The sequence below is a fragment of the Propioniferax innocua genome, assembly GCF_006716235.1.
GTDB classification, from domain to species: Bacteria; Actinomycetota; Actinomycetes; order Propionibacteriales; family Propionibacteriaceae; genus Propioniferax; species Propioniferax innocua.
In genome coordinates this window covers 1,183,758-1,200,784 of the sequence record NZ_VFOR01000001.1, presented here as the reverse complement: position 1 = coordinate 1,200,784, position 17,027 = coordinate 1,183,758, and the positions used below count along the sequence as shown (strand labels likewise).

The 17,027-nt window shown below is 65.1% G+C and carries 12 protein-coding genes and 1 tRNA gene; 12 read left to right on the top strand and 1 reads right to left on the bottom strand.

Annotated elements, in window-relative coordinates; genetic code table 11:
• The first annotated feature begins 1,334 nt into the window (after positions 1 to 1,334).
• The 5 genes from FB460_RS05650 to FB460_RS05630 all read left to right on the top strand — a co-directional run bounded on the left by FB460_RS05650 (position 1,335) and on the right by FB460_RS05630 (position 9,498).
• Complete coding sequence (locus FB460_RS05650; RefSeq protein WP_142093072.1) at positions 1,335 to 1,709, top strand: hypothetical protein; 375 nt, start codon at positions 1,335 to 1,337, stop codon at positions 1,707 to 1,709.
• Positions 1,710 to 1,814: 105 nt separating this feature from the next.
• On the top strand, positions 1,815 to 4,691 hold the full coding sequence (locus FB460_RS13015; protein ID WP_170209956.1) for a fibronectin type III domain-containing protein: 2,877 nt from the start codon (positions 1,815 to 1,817) through the stop codon (positions 4,689 to 4,691).
• A gap of 139 nt (positions 4,692 to 4,830) precedes the next feature.
• Positions 4,831 to 5,790: an AAA family ATPase gene (locus FB460_RS05640; protein ID WP_142093071.1), complete on the top strand. Its 960-nt coding sequence runs from the start codon at positions 4,831 to 4,833 to the stop codon at positions 5,788 to 5,790.
• A gap of 62 nt (positions 5,791 to 5,852) precedes the next feature.
• On the top strand, positions 5,853 to 7,262 hold the full coding sequence (locus FB460_RS05635) for a DUF58 domain-containing protein (protein WP_142093070.1): 1,410 nt from the start codon (positions 5,853 to 5,855) through the stop codon (positions 7,260 to 7,262).
• Position 7,263: 1 nt separating this feature from the next.
• Positions 7,264 to 9,498 carry a transglutaminase domain-containing protein gene (locus FB460_RS05630; RefSeq protein ID WP_142093069.1) on the top strand — a complete coding sequence of 745 codons (2,235 nt, stop codon included), beginning with the start codon at positions 7,264 to 7,266 and terminating at the stop codon, positions 9,496 to 9,498.
• 113 nt (positions 9,499 to 9,611) lie between these two features.
• On the opposite strand, the gene FB460_RS05625 is transcribed toward FB460_RS05630, so the two are convergent.
• The gene (locus tag FB460_RS05625) at positions 9,612 to 11,084 is read right to left on the bottom strand and encodes a serine/threonine-protein kinase (protein WP_170209955.1); all 1,473 of its coding nucleotides are present in this window, start codon (positions 11,082 to 11,084) and stop codon (positions 9,612 to 9,614) included.
• A gap of 175 nt (positions 11,085 to 11,259) precedes the next feature.
• Between FB460_RS05625 and FB460_RS05620 the strand changes: the two genes are divergently transcribed.
• The 7 genes from FB460_RS05620 (at position 11,260) to mgtE (ending at position 17,013) form a co-directional block, all read left to right on the top strand.
• Positions 11,260 to 12,510, top strand: a complete 1,251-nt coding sequence (locus FB460_RS05620; RefSeq protein ID WP_211345889.1) for an aspartate aminotransferase type Ic — start codon at positions 11,260 to 11,262, stop codon at positions 12,508 to 12,510.
• 93 nt (positions 12,511 to 12,603) lie between these two features.
• Positions 12,604 to 12,676: transfer RNA gene (locus tag FB460_RS05615), tRNA-Trp, on the top strand.
• Positions 12,677 to 12,754: 78 nt separating this feature from the next.
• Positions 12,755 to 13,294: a preprotein translocase subunit SecE gene (gene secE / locus FB460_RS13160; protein WP_246044251.1), complete on the top strand. Its 540-nt coding sequence runs from the start codon at positions 12,755 to 12,757 to the stop codon at positions 13,292 to 13,294.
• Positions 13,295 to 13,322: 28 nt separating this feature from the next.
• Positions 13,323 to 14,288 (top strand): transcription termination/antitermination protein NusG, encoded by a 966-nt coding sequence (nusG, locus tag FB460_RS05605; RefSeq protein ID WP_246044250.1) that lies wholly within the window; start codon positions 13,323 to 13,325, stop codon positions 14,286 to 14,288.
• Between the two features lie 42 nt (positions 14,289 to 14,330).
• Entirely contained in the window at positions 14,331 to 14,759 is a 429-nt protein-coding gene (gene rplK, locus FB460_RS05600) for a 50S ribosomal protein L11 (protein ID WP_142093067.1), read from the top strand.
• 88 nt (positions 14,760 to 14,847) lie between these two features.
• Entirely contained in the window at positions 14,848 to 15,549 is a 702-nt protein-coding gene (gene rplA, locus FB460_RS05595; protein WP_142093066.1) for a 50S ribosomal protein L1, read from the top strand.
• 132 nt (positions 15,550 to 15,681) lie between these two features.
• The gene (mgtE, locus tag FB460_RS05590) at positions 15,682 to 17,013 is read left to right on the top strand and encodes a magnesium transporter (RefSeq protein ID WP_211345842.1); all 1,332 of its coding nucleotides are present in this window, start codon (positions 15,682 to 15,684) and stop codon (positions 17,011 to 17,013) included.
• The last annotated feature ends 14 nt before the right edge of the window (positions 17,014 to 17,027 follow it).

Sequence of the window (17,027 nt, the reverse complement as noted above, 5' to 3'; positions counted from 1 at the left end):
AGCACGGTGACCCTGACAGTGAGTCGGCTGCGCGGTTGCCAGATCCGGTTCCAGGTTCTGATCCCATGGGTGGCAGGCGCGACGGCTCGAAGGATCGCGAGTCGGCGGGCCATGATCTGCCGAATCCGACGGTGGCGCCTGAGCGTCCTGAACAGCATCCTGATCGTGGTCGACCGGGTCGACAGCCGGAACGGGGCGGCTCTGGCCCTGCCCTGCCGATGCCGCCGGGGTTGTCCGGTGATGGCGGACAAGAGGGGCGAGAGTCGGACGAGGGGTCATCGGCGGAGTTCGACAACCCAAGTGATGGTCGGGCCCATGAGAAGAGGCCCCCTCATGCACAGCGGCCGGGAGTTGGGCGAGAGTCGCGAAATGATTCAGCTCCTCCTCATCGGAGAGCGCCAGGTCAGGAATTGAGGCCGCCGAAGGACTTGAACCCTCCGCTCGATGACGATGACCCGGGCCGTGAAGAAGATCAACGGCCTGAGGATGAGTCGCAGGTTGACCGACTTCCTGACGTGCCGACAGAGAAGCCGGAGCGGCCGGACAAGCCGGAGAAGCCGGACAAGCCGGAGCGGCCGGACAAGCCAGGGCGGCCGGAGCGGCCGGACAAGCCGGAGCGCTTGGATGAGCCGGGGCGGCCGGACAAGCCAGGGCGGCCGGACAAGCCGGAACAATCGAACGAGCGTGGTCGAGATCGTCGGCCCGAACCAGCGGAGGAGGCGCCGAACGTGCCGACGCCTTCTCCGGAGCCGAGTGATACTCCGCCCCCATCGTCGGAGCCGAGCAGGACGCCGACGCCGGTTGAGGAATCGCCGAGCGACCCGACACCGTCGAGTGACTCGACGCCGCGTACTCCGTCTGCGGGTCCGGAGTCGAAGACTCCATCGACGGATCCGAGTGAGGCGAATCCCGCGAGCTCGGTTGACCCGCGGTCGTCGACGGCTCCTTCGTCAAGCGCATCGGCGGCTCCGAGTGCGGAGGGTTCTGCGGAGTCGGCCAGCCCGACCGCAGCGGTTCCTTCCGCGTCGGTGGGTTCGTCTGCGACTCCGAGCGCGGAGGCTCCCGCGGGGACGGCTGCTCCTTCATCGAGTGCGTCGGCTGATCCGAAGGCTGAAGCTCCTGCAGCGCCGACTGCTCCAACTGTTGATTCGCCTACGGGGGCTCCTTCGGCGTCGCCCACGCAGGCTCCTTCGGCGTCGCCTACGCAGGCTCCTTCGGCGTCGCCCACGCAGGCTCCTTCGGCGTCGCCCACGCAGGCTCCCTCCGCGTCGCCCACGCCGACTCCTCTTCAGGCTCCTGCAGCGCCGACGGACGTCACGGTTCCGTTCGGGAGCGTGTATGACGACAGGGCGAGGGTCGAGTGGGCTCACAGCGGTGAGGGCGTTGATCACTTCGAGATCACGATCGACGGCATGTATGGCTCGGACACGGTCGCTGTCGATGCCTCTGATCCGATGAAGCACTCGTTCACCATGCTCCAGGACAACACCCGTTACACGGGGACGATCGTTGCTGTTGTCAAGAGTGATGATGGGCAGACCGTCAAGTCCGACCCCGTGTCCTTCGAGTTCGAGACCGAGGAAGAAGAGGAAGAAGAAGAGGAAGAGGAAGAAGATCCCTCGTCGGACTCGGACGAGCATTGGGTGGATATACCTGCCCCGTTCGACGAGCCTGTTCGGGAAGCCTGCGATGCCTCTGGTTTCTGCTGACCGAACCCTCCTGATCAAAGGGGTGGCGGAAATTTCCTCAGGTCTGGGGTGGTCCCTGAAGCAGCGGGTGCACTTGACTGGTCGCATCCCGATCTAGGAGGTCCGGTGTCCAAGGTGAATCGCCGTCTCATGGCGAACGCGTCTGTTGGTACTGCCGTGGTGCTGGGGCTTGTGGGTGTGATGGCCGGTAGTGGTATTGCGACTACGGCGATTGGTGCCAGTGATGGGATCACGTGGCTTGGTGATTCTGAGGGTGGGAGCATTCTCGAGTACAACCCGGCGACGAATGAGGTTGATGAGGGTTATCGGGTGGGGGAGCCCGGTGAGAATGTGTCGGTGGAGCAGCGCGATGGTGTGCTGGTTGTGACCAATCATGACACCGGTGTTGTGACGACGATTGATATGTCGACGATGGTGCCGGGTGGTTCGCGTGAGTTGCCGGGTGGGCCTGGGTCGAAGGTGCTCGCTGGTGGTGGTGCGAGTTATGTGGTGGATACCGGGTCTGGGTCTGTGACTCGGATGGATCCGTTGAGTGCTGTGAATGTGGGTGAGCCGTGGGTGGCTGGGCGTCAGATCGAGGATGCGGCCATTGATGGTGAGGGTGCTTTGTGGGTGTCGGGTCCTGATGGTGTGAGTGAGGTCGTCTGGGATCCACGGGCCGAGAAGCTGATCGAACGCCAGATGCATCGTGTGAAGGTCGGCGCGGGAACCCGTATGACAGGGCATCATCCTCGCGGGGTGACGCTGGCGGCTCCGGGTTTGGTGCAGCAGTTCGGTGTGTCCAATGCGCGGGCTTCCAAGGATGAGCAGCTGTCTGGGCCCTTGAAGGTGGCTCCGATGACGGAGTCGGACAGGCTCGTGCCGATTGCGCAGCCGGATGCGTCGCGTGTGGTGTTGGTGGCGGATGGCTCGTTGGTGAGTGTGGCCACCGGTGAGTTTGGGTGTTCGCGGCCTTCGGATCCGGCGACGTATCAGAATGTGGCGTTTGTGGTGTGTGCTGGTGACGGCAAGGTTTTGCGGTTGGGCGCTGATGGTCGTCCTGTGGGTGAGGCGATTGAGACCCCTGGTGAGGGGGACGCTGAGCTGGTGTGGGATGAGGATCGGTTGATTGTGAACGTTCCTGGTGCTGATGAGGGCATCGTGGTGGGGCGTGATGGTGAGCCGCGTTCGTTTGATCGTTCTCCGTCTCGGGAGCCGGGTGAGCTGGGTAAGCCTGGTGATGTGGCTGATGGTCGTGCAGCCGCAGCCGAAGACCGCGACGCCCGCGTCAATGATTCTGGCGACGAAAATGCAGCCGAGCTGCCCAACCCTGGTTCGAATCCGAAGCAGCCGCGCAAGGGCAAGAACCGAGAGAACGGCCATGAGCTGCCCAATCCGACGCATGCACCGGGGCATCCCGACGATGGTTCTCAGGAGATTGGGAACCCCCGACCCGATACGCCTGACAGCGACAGCCCCTATGGCGACATTCCGCCGATGCCGAACCCGCCGGGGGAGCGTCCCAATCCCGGTGATCAGGGTCGCGTAGGTCCCCCGGAGGACATCCCCAATCCTCCGGGTGAAGCTCCTGAAATGCCGGACGTTCCTTCGGAGAATGAGCCGGGCGAGCTTCCCGATCCCCCGGTGCTGGAGGCTCCTGAGCGTCCGCAGGAAGATATCCCGAAGCCTCCGGTGAGTAGGCCGGAGCCGGACGAGAAGGACAAGCCGGAGCCGGACGAGAAGGACAAGCCGAAGCCGGACGAGAAGGACAAGCCGAAGCCGGACGAGAAGGACAAGCCGAAACCAGACGAGAAGGACAAGCCGAAACCAGACGAGAAGGACAAGCCGAAACCAGACGAGAAGGACAAGCCGAAACCAGACGAGAAGGACAAGCCGAAACCAGACGAGAAGGACAAGCCGAAACCAGACGAGAAGGACAAGCCGAAACCAGACGAGAAGGACAAGCCGAAACCAGACGAGAAGGACAAGCCGAAACCAGACGAGAAGGACAAGCCGAAACCGGACGAGAAGCCTCGTCCTTCGCACGAGCCGGATCTGCCTCCGTCGGGTAAGCCTGGGCCGTCGGGTAAGCCTGGGCCGTCGGGTAAGCCTGGGCCGTCGGGTAAGCCGGGGCCGTCGAGTGCTCCGCCGTCGTCTGCTCCGCCGTCGTCTGCTCCGCCGTCGTCTGCTCCGCCGTCGTCTGCTCCGCCGTCGTCTGCTCCGCCGTCGTCTGCTCCGCCGTCGTCTGCTCCGCCGTCGTCTGCTCCGCCGTCGTCTGCTCCGCCGTCGTCTGCTCCGCCGTCGTCTGCTCCGCCGTCGTCTGCTCCGCCGTCGTCTGCTCCGCCGTCGAGTGCTCCGCCGTCGTCTGCTCCGCCGTCGTCTGCTCCGCCGTCGAGTGCTCCGCCGTCGAGTGCTCCGCCGTCGAGTGCTCCGCCGGAGCCGACAACGCCACCACCGCCTGAGCAGCCGAGTGGGTTGAGTGCGTCGGCAACGACCACGGAGGTTTCCGTGTCGTGGAACGCCGTGGACGGTGCCGAGCAGTACGACGTGAGCGTTGGCGGATCGTCGAAGTCGGCGACGGGCACGTCGGCATCGTTCTCCGGGCTCACGCCTGGTGAGACATTCACCGTCACCGTCATTGCGGTCGATGCGAATGGGCAGAAGTCCGGCGCTGCGACGACGGAGGTCACCACTGAGCAGGCGACCCCGGAGCTCACCGTCTCCGCCGGCGAGTACAAGCCCATCGGCTCCTGTAACACTCCAGGCTGCAAACAGGTCATGGTGAAGGGCACGGACTTCGAGCCGAATGCTTCGCTCACCTGCAAGGCCTATAACCAGCCTGTGGAAGGGGCCGAAAGCTATCCGGATTTCCAGCCGTTCGAAGTCACCAGTGATGAGAATGGCAACTTCGGTCCCCTGCAGGCCGGCGTTTTCGGGTTCCCCGGATATGACGTGTGGGTGACGTGCGGTGAGGTGGAATCGGACCACATCACTTGGCCCTGATGAAGCCTGTTTCCTTGTCTGCGGGTCGCGATAATGTCTGCGAGTGGTTCGGCCCAGATGAGCTGTGCCGAGGCCGAGGAGAAACCGCAATGCGAGAGGGACGAGCAGGTTCCTCAGAAGACCAAACGAAGGTGAGGGCATGAACAGTCACGATCCCGTGGTGGTGTTCCAGCAACTCCATGCACGTCTTGCTGAGACCGTGGAATCGGCGTTGGTCGGCAAACGTGAAGTGATCGATCTGGTCCTGATCTCGATGTTCGCCAACGGCCACGTGCTTCTCGAAGACGTGCCAGGAACCGGCAAGACGACGCTGGCGCGTGCCCTCGCGCAAGCCATGGGCGGTGAATCGCGGCGCGTCCAGTTCACCCCTGACCTGTTGCCGGCCGACGTGACCGGAACCTCGGTGTTCAGCCCGGCTGATGGATCGGTGCAGTTCCGGCAGGGGCCGGTCTTCACCAACGTCCTGTTGGCCGACGAGATCAACCGTGCAGCGGCCAAGACACAGTCCTCCCTGCTCGAAGTCATGGAGGAGCGCACGGTCACCGTCGATGGAACCAGCCACCGTGTGCCACAGCCGTTCCTGGTGGTGGCCACTCAGAACCCCATCGACCTTGATGGCACCTATCGCCTGCCGGAGGCCCAACTCGACCGCTTCATGGTCCGTATCGCCATCGGATATCCCGAGGCCGAGCATGAGATGAACATCCTGCGTCCGGGATCGACAGCAGGCCGCACCGATGACATCAAACCGGTCACCAACCCCCAGCAGGTTGCGCAGATCGCCGAATCGCTGAGGGCCGTTCACGTCGATGATCGCATCCTCCGCTACATCCATGAGATCGGCGCTGCCGCCCGCAACGACGCCCGACTCCGACTCGGTGCGAGCACCCGTGGCCTGCGGGCCCTCGTCCGTGCCGTTCAGGTGTACGCGGCTGCGCAGGGACGCAACTTCGTCGTTCCCGGAGACGTCCAGCGTCTCGTGGGGCCGGTCCTGGCCCACCGCATGGTTCTCACTCGTGAAGCCGACCTCGCCGGCGAGACAGGTGACTCGATCGCCGAGGACATCCTCACGAAGCTGAACGTGCCCCAGCCAGCCTGATGAGCAAGCAGGCACATCGGCCCGAAGCGAATGGGCCTCAGGCGCCGAAACCCCAAGCGCCGATGCGCGAGAATCCTGGCAACAACCCCTCCGGGCAGGAGACGCCGCGCCCGGTCGCGCCCCGCCCAATACGCCCTGCGGCCCCGCAACCGCAGGCGCCCAGACCTTCCGGCCGAGATGATGGTCTGAAGTCCGGGCCGCCCGGGCCCGAAACAGGACAACGCGCACCGAAGGGCAGCAGGAGGAATCGGCTGCGTGCGTTCTGGCGTCGTCGTGATGACGACCCGGCGTCGAGCGATCGCGACCTCGGAGATCTGCGACTGATGCTGTGGCGGTGGACGAACCGCGGACTGGTGGTCCTGGTGGTAGCCGTCCTGATCGTGGCACTGGCCCTGCTGTTGCGCTACCCCTCGCTCCTCGGAATCGGTTTGGCCCTGCTCGCAGCCCTGGTGGTCGAGACCGCAGCGGTCTCCGTGGCTCCGCGTCTGCGCATGGAACGGCAGGTGGAACCACTCGTGGTGGAACGTCACGGCGAGTGCCATGCGACGGTTCGCGTCAGCACCCGTGGCTTCTGGCTCGTTCGTACCCGCATCACCGACCGCATCGGGCGTCAGCGTGTCAACGTGGAAGTGGGGGGCAGGGAAGCCCGGTACCGTGTGCCGACATTGCGACGTGGCTTGTTGCCCATTGGCCCGATGGCAGTGCACCGGGTTGGGCTTTTCGGCCTGGCGATGACCACGCAGGAGGCAGGGAGCGTCGAGCATGTGCGGGTGCTGCCGCGTCGCGTGCCGCTGACCCAGCTCGCCAAGGGACGCCGTCGGTCGGCCGTTGGCGCCGACGAGTCGGTCGAACACGGTGGCACAGATCTGGTCGGCCTCCATGAATACGTGGCCGGTGACGATCTTCGGCGTCTCCACTGGGCCACGAGCGCCCGCACCGGCATGTTGATGATCCGAGACGACGCCGACCCCTCCACACCACACCTCACCGTGATCCTCGATGACCGCGACGATCACTACGCCGACAGTTCCCTGACCGACACCGACTTCGAAGACGCGGTGGAGGTTGCATTCGCGCTGGCCCAGACGGCCATCGAAGAAGGGCATCCGTTGCATCTGCTCACCACCTCGGGATCGGTCGATGTCCCGGTCAGTGAGCGTCTCGGAGCCGCCCAGACCGATGCCCGACGCGTGCATGCGGCACTTGCGGAGGTGCAACCGAGCACAGCACCGGCACACATGCGTCTGCCGAAACGGACCCTGGATTCGGTGGCGGTGATCTCCGGAGCGCTCGCCCCATTGCCGGACCTCACCGGGTACGCGATCCGCGGCGCATCGGGGGCAGTGCTCATCGTGGACAGCTCAGGCGACGCACCGGTCTCCAGCCGTGCAGGAGCCGGTGGGGGAGTGACCGTGCTCCGCGGGCCCCGCTCGCGTGACCTGGCTGCATTGTGGGACAGGACGGTGCGTTGACATGACCCAGATCCACGATCCTGCTGCGCTTCGCACCGCCGAGGCGAACCGTTTCGGTCGGCAGGAGACCGGGCCCGCCGCTTCGCAGGAGGCCTCACAGCGCAGCTATCTCATCGCACGTGGCGCCCTGACCTTCGTCGTCCTGGTTCTGGGTGCTGCATCGTTCGCGTCTGCGTGGTCTCCGATGGTGGTGGCGTGGGGTGCGCTGGTGGCCAGTGCCGTGCTGGCCGCCGGGATCATCCTGGGTCTCAAACGAACCGGTCTCGTTGGTTTCGTCGCCGCGCTCGTCGCCCTGGCCGTGCCTGTGCTGACCATGATGATCGTGGGTCGCCGTGCTGGCCGTGGCCTCGTTGGCGCCTTCACCGAGCCGTTCCCCGAACTTCTCACGACGCCGGCACCGGCCCCGGTGACCTTCGGCCTGCTGTTGCCGGGCCTTGTGCTCGCATGGCTCGTGGGTGTGATCGTGGGACTTGTCGCCGACCTTCGGTCCGGCCGCAACATGGGCGTCCTCGGGAGCCTGACGGTTGGCATCGTCCTATATCTGGGCGGACAGCTTCTGTCAGGCGGCGAAGCTGACGAGCATGGGCTGATCGCCGCCGGGATGGTGCTCACCTGGCTGGCCGACTGGTCGCTGTGGAACCGCTCGAAATCACCCACCTTCGTGGCAGATTCTCGGGTCGGCACGCATCCGGCAGGTGCCGCTGAGACCACCACCAAAGGATCAGGACCTGTACGCGGCGTCGTGGTGGCTGCGGTGCTCGCCCTGGTGGCCTCGGGCGGTGCCTTCCTCCAGCTCGGTGAACCCTTCCAGCCCCAAGAGCTCATCGAGCGCAACGAAACGCTCAACCAGGAGCCCAACCCGATGCCGTACATCTCGCACTGGGCCAAGGAACCCGAGACCGAGATCTTCCGGCGCAGTGGGGACAACGTCCCGGTGCATCTGGCGGTCATGTCCGAGTTCGACGGGGCTACCTTTCGTCCACCCCAACGTCCCTACGACCCGGTGGGGTCGAATCGACCGGTGAGCCCTCCGATCGCGGGGCAGCAGGAGATCGCGCGGGTCAACGTGGTGTGGCCCCAGCAGACACGCTGGCTCCCCGCCCCTGGCCACCCGAACATCGTCTCCCTTCCGGACGCCGAGGTGAATCCCGCCACCGGCACGCTGATCAGTCCCGACATCCCGAAGGAAGGGGCGCTGAGCTACAGCGTCACGTCGGTGGTGTCACAACCGGATCAGGCGCAGCTGCCTGACGCTCCCGTGCCGGACCTGCCCGACTATCTGGGCGTTCCCCGACTGCCCGATGAACTCGCGGACTACGGTGAGGAACTCACCGCTGAAGCCGAATCCCCGTATGACAAGGCTCGAGCACTGGAAGCGGGGATCAAGAACAACCGTTCCTTCACCGCGGAGCTCCCCGCGGGGCACTCGTACGGGCGTCTGACGACCTTTCTGCTCGCCCCCGAGTCCGAGGGAGGACGTGCCGGAACATCCGAGCAGTTCGCCACGGCCTTCGCTGTCCTCGCGCGGTCGCAGGGGCTGCCGACACGTGTCGTGGTCGGCTTCTCCGCCGGCACACCATTGGAAGGTGCCGATGGAACGCACGTGGTGCACGGCAGCGATGCTCTGGCGTGGCCGGAGGTGTACTTCCAGGGGCAGGGTTGGGTTCCGTTCAACCCGACCCCCGATACCGATCAGATCTCGCCGGTCGCTGCGAACCCGCCACAGAGCGAGGAGAACCCCGAAAACGCCGAGCAGGCTCCTGATGAGAACGAACCGCGGCCCGATCGGTCCGCAAACCAGGAGGATGGGGGCGTCAACCCGGCATGGATCGTCCTCGCGGTCATCCTCGCGGGCACATTGCTGCTGCTCGGCGCTCTTGTGATGGCACGTGTCTTACGGCGGCGGGGGCAGCGAGCAAGAGGCGCGGTAGGCGCGTGGCAGTACATCGAGGACGCCGTCACTCTCGCAGGCGGCTCGATGTCCACCCAGCAGACGGCCACCGAACGAGCGCGGCGCTTGGATGCGCCCGACGACGCGGTCCAGATCGCGCGTGCCGCCGAGTTCGAGTCCTTCGCCGCATCGGGAGCGGCATCCACGGCTGAGAGCGCCGAGCACTTCGAGCGTGCCGCTCGGGTGGAGGAGACCCTCCGCGGTGGTGCCACTTGGTGGCGACGCGTGGTATGGGCGTTGTCTCCTGTCCCGTTCCTCCGAAAGGGCTCGTCCCGGCACAGATGACGCCCCGGATTTCCGATGGCATGGCTGGTGCATTCCGGCTCGGGGCTATCCCGATTCGGGGCCATCCCGACTCGGGGCCATTCCGACTCGGGGCGGAGCCAGCGTGCTTGGGCTCAGCCGCGAGAAGTACAGGCCAGGGCGCGGCCGTAGCGTCCATCGGAGCTGTGAGCAGCGACGCCGACGCAGACCTGCGGGCCCGGAGGTGCGCTGGGGAGCTGCGCGTCGGTGGCCTGCCCGTGGCGGGTCACGGGGGTTCCGGTGGCGGCGTCATCCAGGACATAGGTGACCACATAGCCGACGGGTAGCTCTTCGGGGCGTTTCCACTCGACCACGGTGTAGTCACCTTCAGGGAAATATGTGAGCTGCACGTCGGAGGGTTCGAGGCTGGCGTCGGGCGCAGCCGTGGTGGTGGGAGCGGCCCGTGACGGCGTCGGTGCCGGTCCCGAAGGGGAATCATTCCGGAGATTTCCAAGGAACGACATCAGCAGTACCAGGACCACGCCGACGACGATGCCGGTGAGGCCGAAGGCCAACCACGGCGGGCGGTGTGGGGCGTCGGTCTCATCGGGTGCAGGTGGCACGAAGGCCGGGGGTTCGTTGGCAGACCGTGCGCTTGGCAGCTGTGCCGGTGACCACTGCCCATGTGGGGCCGGTGCTGGGGGAGGGGCAGCTGGAGAGCTGCCACTGGCTGCGGTCCATCCGCCCATCACCGGGGAGGCCGGGATACCGCGGGATTCACGCAGGGCATCGGACAGGGCGTCGCGCATCTCAGCGGCTGACTGAAAACGCGTCGCGGGGTCCTTGTGCAGAGCCACCTCGACGATCTGCAGCAATGAAGGCGGTACGTCGTCCCGGCTGAGGGCTCGCGGCGGCAATTCCAGGACGCGTTTGATGTAGCTCAATGCGGTATCGCGTTGGCCGGGGAGCGTGAACGGCGGCTGACCGTCGAGCAGGTGGTAGAGCGTGGCGCCCAAGGAGAACACATCGTCGAGTTCGCTGGGGGTGTCGCCGTTGAGCACCTGCGGAGAGGCATGGCGGTAGGAGAACCGATCCGACGAAGCGGTGTGGGCCTGATCGATCAGTCGCGCGATGCCGAAGTCGGCGAGCACGTACGACGTTGGCATCATCAAGATGTTCTGTGGCTTGATGTCGCGATGCAGCACACCTTTCTGATGTGCGAACGCCAGTGCGTCGGCCACCACCTGGCCGACATGTGCCACGTCTTGGGCAGGGAGTGGGCCTTCGTCGTTGAGGCGTCGATCCAGTGAGCCCAGTTCGTAGTAGTCCATGACGATGCAGGGGCGCCCGTGGCTCGAGGTGCCGATCTGCAACACCTTGGCGATGTTCGGATGCTGACGCCCCAGCGCGACCATGAGCTGCACTTCGCGCGTGAAGCGGCGCACCGATTCGGCATCGTCGACAGTGAGGACCTTGATCGCCACTTCGCGGCCCAAGCCATCCTGGATCGCTCGATAGACCGTGGCGTCGCCGCCGCGGCCGATCTCCTGCCAGTCGGAGAACCCGGCGAGGGTCTCCGAAGAGCCCGGCGGACCCTGCATTGCGGGTGCCGATCTAGCAACATTCATGCGAACGGGCTCCTGGACGAGATCGAGGTATGGCCGATAGTACTCACGTCTGCGCGAACTGCAGAACTTGTGGACACGCATCCAGCAGCGGCAAATGATCTTGGAATTCTTCGGAGGGCGTCTCGGTGCCACCGCAGGCGCAGGTGAGCACGCGTCCGGCGAGTATGGTGAGCACATGCGATTGAGTGACATGGACGCCGATCAGCGGGCTGCCCTGCTGGCGGAGCAGGAGCGAGAACATCAGGAGCTGTGTGGGCGTGGCCTCAGCCTCAACCTGACGCGCGGCAAGCCGTCGAGTGAGCAGCTCGACCTCTCCAATGCCCTGCTGGAGCTCCCAGGCAGCGTCGACCTCCCGGCCGGCCCGGACGTCCGTAACTACGGCGGGCTCGACGGGCTCCGAGAGATCCGCGAGATCTTCGGCGAGCTGTTCATGATCGATCCTGACCTGCTCGTGGCCAGTGACAACGCTTCGCTCTCGCTCATGCATGACTGCGTGACGTACGCGTCGCTCCATGGCATCGCCGGGCAGCAGCCCTGGTCGAATCAACAGGTCAAATTCGTGTGTCCGGTGCCCGGCTATGACCGCCATTTCGCAATCACCGAGCATCTCGGTATCGAGATGATTCCGATCCCGCTCACCGACGATGGTGTGAACGTCGAGGAGCTTGCTGCCCTGTTGGCCGATGAACAGGTCAAGGGCATGTGGGTGGTGCCGATGTACGGCAACCCGAGCGGCACCGTGTGGAGCCGAGAAGTGGTGGAGAAGATCCTCGCCCTGCCCGCGGCCCCGGATTTCCGCATCTTCTGGGACAACGCCTACGGGCTGCACCACCTCACCGATGAGCCGGCGGAGATGCTGCCGATTCTCGACATGGCCGCGGCCGCCGGTAATCCCGACCGTGTCTTCGCGTTCGCCTCCACCTCCAAGATCACCTTTGCCGGTGCGGGAGTGTCCTTCTTCGGTTCGTCGAAGACGAATCTCGACTGGTACCGCGGGCACACGCAGTTCCGGACCATCGGGCCCGACAAGATCAACCACTGGCGACACGCGGCCTTCTTTGGCGACGCCGAGGGCGTACGCGCTCATATGCGCAAGCATCGCGAGCAGCTCGCGCCCAAGTTCGCTCTCGTGGACGAGGTGCTCTCCGAGCGTCTCGGTGGATACGGGGTCGCGGAGTGGACCAAGCCCCGCGGTGGCTACTTCGTGGCGCTGCGCGTGCCCAACGGGACCGCGTCGCGTGTCGTGGCCTTGGCCAAGGAAGCCGGTATCGCGCTGACGCCGGCCGGAGCGGCCCACCCGCTGCGTCATGATCCGGACGATGCCGTGATCCGAATTGCGCCGTCCTTCCCTCCGATGGATGAGCTGCGGCCGGCGATGGAGGGTGTCGCGACCTGCGTCCTGTTGGCTGCTGCCGAGCAGTTGTGAGGGGCGGGTGCGGAACCCGGTTGGACTCGGTGGGGTAATGCACGTAAACTCCACTGGTCGGTAGACGTGTCGTTCGCTCGATGCGTGCGCCGAAGGGCACTAGCTCAACTGGCAGAGCATCGGTCTCCAAAACCGAAGGTTGTGGGTTCGAGTCCCGCGTGCCCTGCGAGAACGGCCCCGGGATCCCGCGTCACGGACGTGTGGATCCTGGGGTCGGTCAATGATGGACGACCCGGAGGAATCAGTGGCTGACGATAAGCACGCCGACTCGCGCGACGAGTCGGACGATGTCGTGCCCGCAGAGCTTTCCGAGTCGGAGGAGATCGTCGATTCCGAGGACACCGACACCGACGATTACGTCGACGACCCCTCCACCCCCGATGTCAATGAAGCCAAGCTCGGCCGTGCCACCGACGAGGTGAACGCGCTCGAGGAATCCGAGGAGGCTCCGGCTTCGGGGGCCACTGCCGCGACCCGGACGCGCAAACGCGCCACGCAGCGCCCCAAGCGCCGCGCCGCGAGCGACGAGGGCGCGCAGGATTCGTCCGATGGGCTCACGAAGCTCGACATGACGAACCTCGAACCCGATGCCGAACCCCCGCGGGTTGGGCCGGTGACCTTCACCAAACAATCGGTGTCCGAGCTCAAGAAGGTGAAGTGGGCGAGTGCCGGCGAGGTCTGGCAGTACTTCGTGGTGGTTCTCGTCTTCGTGATTTTCATCGTGGCATTCGTGAGCCTGCTCGACCTGCTGTTCGGCTCGGCCATCCTGCGGTTCTTCGGCTGAACAGCGCCAATTTCGGAGGCAATCTTTCGTGACGGACAATCCCCAGAATCCCGACCTCGGTGAGACCGAGGACGTCGAGCTCGACCTCGGCGAGCCCACCACCAGCGAGGAACCCAAGCTGGCTGGCTTCGACCCCGCCGAGGACGTCGATTCCGGCGAGGACATCGCACTGAACTTCGGCGAGGACTCCGCAGAGGAGACGAGCGAGGAAGCGGACATCGACCTCGACCTCGGCGGTGCCGACGAGGCCGATTCCTCCGAGGAGGAGATCAACCTCGACTTCGGCGGCAGCGATGACGCGGCCGAGGAGCAGGGCTCCACCGGGATCGACTTCGGCGAGGACAAGGAGGGTGAGGACGAGGAAGCTCCTGACGCCGACCTCCTGGCCGAGGCCATGGAGGAGCTGCGGTCGGAGCTGCGCGCCAAGCCGGGCGACTGGTATGTCGTGCATACGTACTCCGGCATGGAGAAGCGGGTCAAGCAGAACCTCGAACAGCGGGCCGAGTCCCTCGGCCTGGAGGACTTCCTCTTCGACGTCCGTGTCCCCACCGAAGAGGTGGCCGAGATTCGCGCGGGCAACAAGAAGATGGTGACGCGAACTGTCTTGCCCGGCTATGTGCTGGTGTGCATGGAGCTCACCGATGAGTCGTGGAGCCTCGTGCGTCACACCCCCTCGGTGACCGGGTTCGTCGGCAACGCCACCAACCCTGTTCCGCTGACCCTTGACGAGGTGGAGCGCATGCTCACCCCAAGCGTCGTCACCGAGGTCAACAAGGTCGCCAAATCCAAGTCCAAGACCGTCACCAAGCCAAAGGTGGAGGTCGCGGACTTCAGCGTCGGCGATTCGGTCATGGTCACCGACGGCCCGTTCGCCGGCGTCCATGCGTCCATCACCGAGATCAACGCCAACAGCCAGCGTCTGAAGGCTCTGGTGGAGATCCTCGGTCGAGACACCCCCATCGACCTGACCTTCTCCCAGGTGGAGAAGGTCTGAGTCCGACGATCGCGTCGGCTCAATTTCCAGAAAGGACCCAACATGCCCGCCAAGAAGAAGGTGGCGGCAGTGGTGAACGTGGCCCTGCAGGCCGGGTCCGCCACTCCCGCTCCGCCGGTCGGTACCGCCCTCGGTCCGCACGGCGTCAACATCATGGACTTCTGCAAGCAGTACAACGCTGCGACCGAAGCCCAGAAGGGGAACGTCATCCCCGTGGTCATCACGATCTACGAGGACCGTTCGTTCACCTTCATCACCAAAACCCCTCCGGCCGCTGAGCTGATCAAGAAGGCCGCCGGAATCAAGTCCGGTTCGGGCGCTCCGCACAAGGAGAAGGTCGGCAAGATCACGAAGGACCAGGTCCTCGAGATCGCACGCACCAAGATGCCCGACCTCAACGCCAACGACGAGGAAGCCGCCATGCGGATCGTCGAGGGCACCGCACGTCAGATGGGCGTCACCGTCGAGTGACGTCACTGGGCGCGGACACCGCGTCCATCCCCGTGGGAGCCCATGCGCGGGCGAACCACACCTGGCACCACACACGAAGGAAACCAGAATGAAGCGCAGCAAGAAGTACCTCGCCGCAGCCGAGAAGCGTGGCGATATCGAGGCTCTCCGCACTCCGGAGGAGGCCGTTGCCCTCGTCCAGAGCGGTGTCTCGGCCAATTTTGATGAGACGATCGACGTGGCCATGCGGCTGGGCGTCGACCCCCGCAAGGCCGACCAGATGGTGCGCGGCACCGTCAACCTGCCCAACGGCACCGGCAAGACCGCCAGGGTCCTGGTCTTCGCCACTGGTGACAAGGCTGACGCCGCCCGTGAGGCAGGCGCCGATGAGGTCGGTGCCGATGAGCTCATCGAGAAGGTCCAGGGAGGCCACCTGGACTTCGACGCCGTCGTGGCCACCCCCGATCTCATGGGCAAGGTGGGACGCCTGGGCCGCGTGCTCGGCCCCCGCGGCCTCATGCCGAACCCCAAGACCGGAACGGTGACGCCCGATGTGGCCAAGGCCGTCTCCGACATCAAGGGCGGCAAGATCGAGTTCCGCGTCGACCGGCACGCGAACCTGCAGTTCGTCATCGGCAAGGCATCGTTCACCGCCAAGCAGTTGTCGGAGAACTACTTCGCGGCCCTTGATGAAGTGCTGCGTCTGAAGCCGTCGAGCGCCAAGGGGCGCTACATCAAGAAGATCAGCATCTCCTCGACGATGGGTCCGGGCGTGCTCATCGATCCTTCGAAGACTGCTCCGTCCGAATGATCGGCTGAGCGCGAGCGGTGAAGCGTTTGGTGCGGGGTGTCATCCAATGGATGGCACCCCGCATCGCTGTTCGTGGGCTCGGGCATGCTGATGAGCAGCCGGTGAGGGAGGGGCGAAGCAGGGATGGCGAAGATGGACAACCAGATCGGGAACCTGCACAACGCGGTCTCGATGCGAGACGCGCGGCAGACATCCACGCTGGCGGCCCAGTGTGATGTTCGCACTCTGATCGACCGTTTCGAACGGTTCTCCGGTGAGGATCGGGCCTTCGCGTTCCGGTTGCTGTCAAAGGACCGAGCCCTGATGGTGTTCGAGGGGCTGGACCCGGCGCTGCGCTCCGATCTGGTGAAATCTCTGCGCCATGAAGAGATCGCGGAGCACTTCGAGCAGATGGACCCCGATGACCGGGTGGCGCTCATCGATGAGCTTCCAGCCAAGGTGGCGAGCCGTCTACTGAGCGGTTTGAGCCCGGAGGAGCGTGCGCTCACCGCTCGGGTTGCGGGATATCCGTTGCGGTCGGTCGGTCGGCGGATGAGCCCGGAGCCGGTGCTGTTGACCGAGTTCATGACGGCTGACGAGGCTCTGGCACAGGTGCGGCGCCATCTTGAGGCGGAGACTGTCTACACGCTTCCGGTGCTCGATGGTCAACGGGGGCTCGTCGGCGTGACGTCCCTGCGGCGGGTGTTGGCATCGGAATCGAGCCAGACCATGTCCGATGTGATGGATGAGCCCATCTTTGCCCGGGCCGAGGAAGATGCCGAACTGGTGGCGCGTCGCTGCGCTGATCAGGGGCTGCTGGCGATGCCGATCGTCGACAGCGAGAAACGTCTCGTGGGCATCCTCACCATCGATGACGCTCACACCATCTTGGAGGAAGCCGAGTCGGAGGACCAGGCCCGGGCATCTGCCAGTGAGCCACTTCGTCGGCCCTACCTGTCGACTCCCGTCACGAGTCTGGTCCGCTCCCGGATCGTGTGGCTGTTGGCGCTCGCACTGGGGGCCACGCTGACGGTGCAGGTCCTCGATTCCTTTGAAGACACTCTGGAGCAGATGGTCGTGCTCGCCCTGTTCGTGCCCTTGCTCATCGGCACTGGGGGCAATACGGGAAACCAGGCTGCGACCACGGTGACACGGGCATTGGCGCTCGGTGATGCCCATCCGCAGGATGTCGGGCGCATCGCCATCCGCGAGGCGGCAGTCGGGGTGTTGCTGGGGTTCATCCTGGGTGGTCTGGGGTGTCTGCTCGCCGGGATGGTGTTCGAGTGGCGCATAGGGCTCGTGATCGGCCTGACGCTGCTGTGCATCTGTACGTTGGCGGCTACGGTTGGCGGGTTGATGCCGCTGGCAGCCAAGGCCATCGGCGCTGATCCTGCGGTTTTCTCCAATCCGTTCATCACCACATTCGTCGATGCAGCCGGTCTGGTGATCTATTTCCTCATCGCAGCCGCCGTCTTCGGGTTGTGAACCACTCCTGTGCG

Coding starts and splice junctions, on each gene's coding strand:
- FB460_RS05640 (WP_142093071.1), top strand. CDS start 4,831: ATGAACAGTCACGATCCCGTGGTGGTGTTCCAGCAACTCCATGCACGT.
- FB460_RS05635 (WP_142093070.1), top strand. CDS start 5,853: ATGCGCGAGAATCCTGGCAACAACCCCTCCGGGCAGGAGACGCCGCGC.
- FB460_RS05630 (WP_142093069.1), top strand. CDS start 7,264: ATGACCCAGATCCACGATCCTGCTGCGCTTCGCACCGCCGAGGCGAAC.
- FB460_RS05625 (WP_170209955.1), bottom strand. CDS start 11,084: ATGAATGTTGCTAGATCGGCACCCGCAATGCAGGGTCCGCCGGGCTCT.
- FB460_RS05620 (WP_211345889.1), top strand. CDS start 11,260: ATGCGATTGAGTGACATGGACGCCGATCAGCGGGCTGCCCTGCTGGCG.
- rplK (WP_142093067.1), top strand. CDS start 14,331: ATGCCCGCCAAGAAGAAGGTGGCGGCAGTGGTGAACGTGGCCCTGCAG.
- rplA (WP_142093066.1), top strand. CDS start 14,848: ATGAAGCGCAGCAAGAAGTACCTCGCCGCAGCCGAGAAGCGTGGCGAT.
- mgtE (WP_211345842.1), top strand. CDS start 15,682: ATGGACAACCAGATCGGGAACCTGCACAACGCGGTCTCGATGCGAGAC.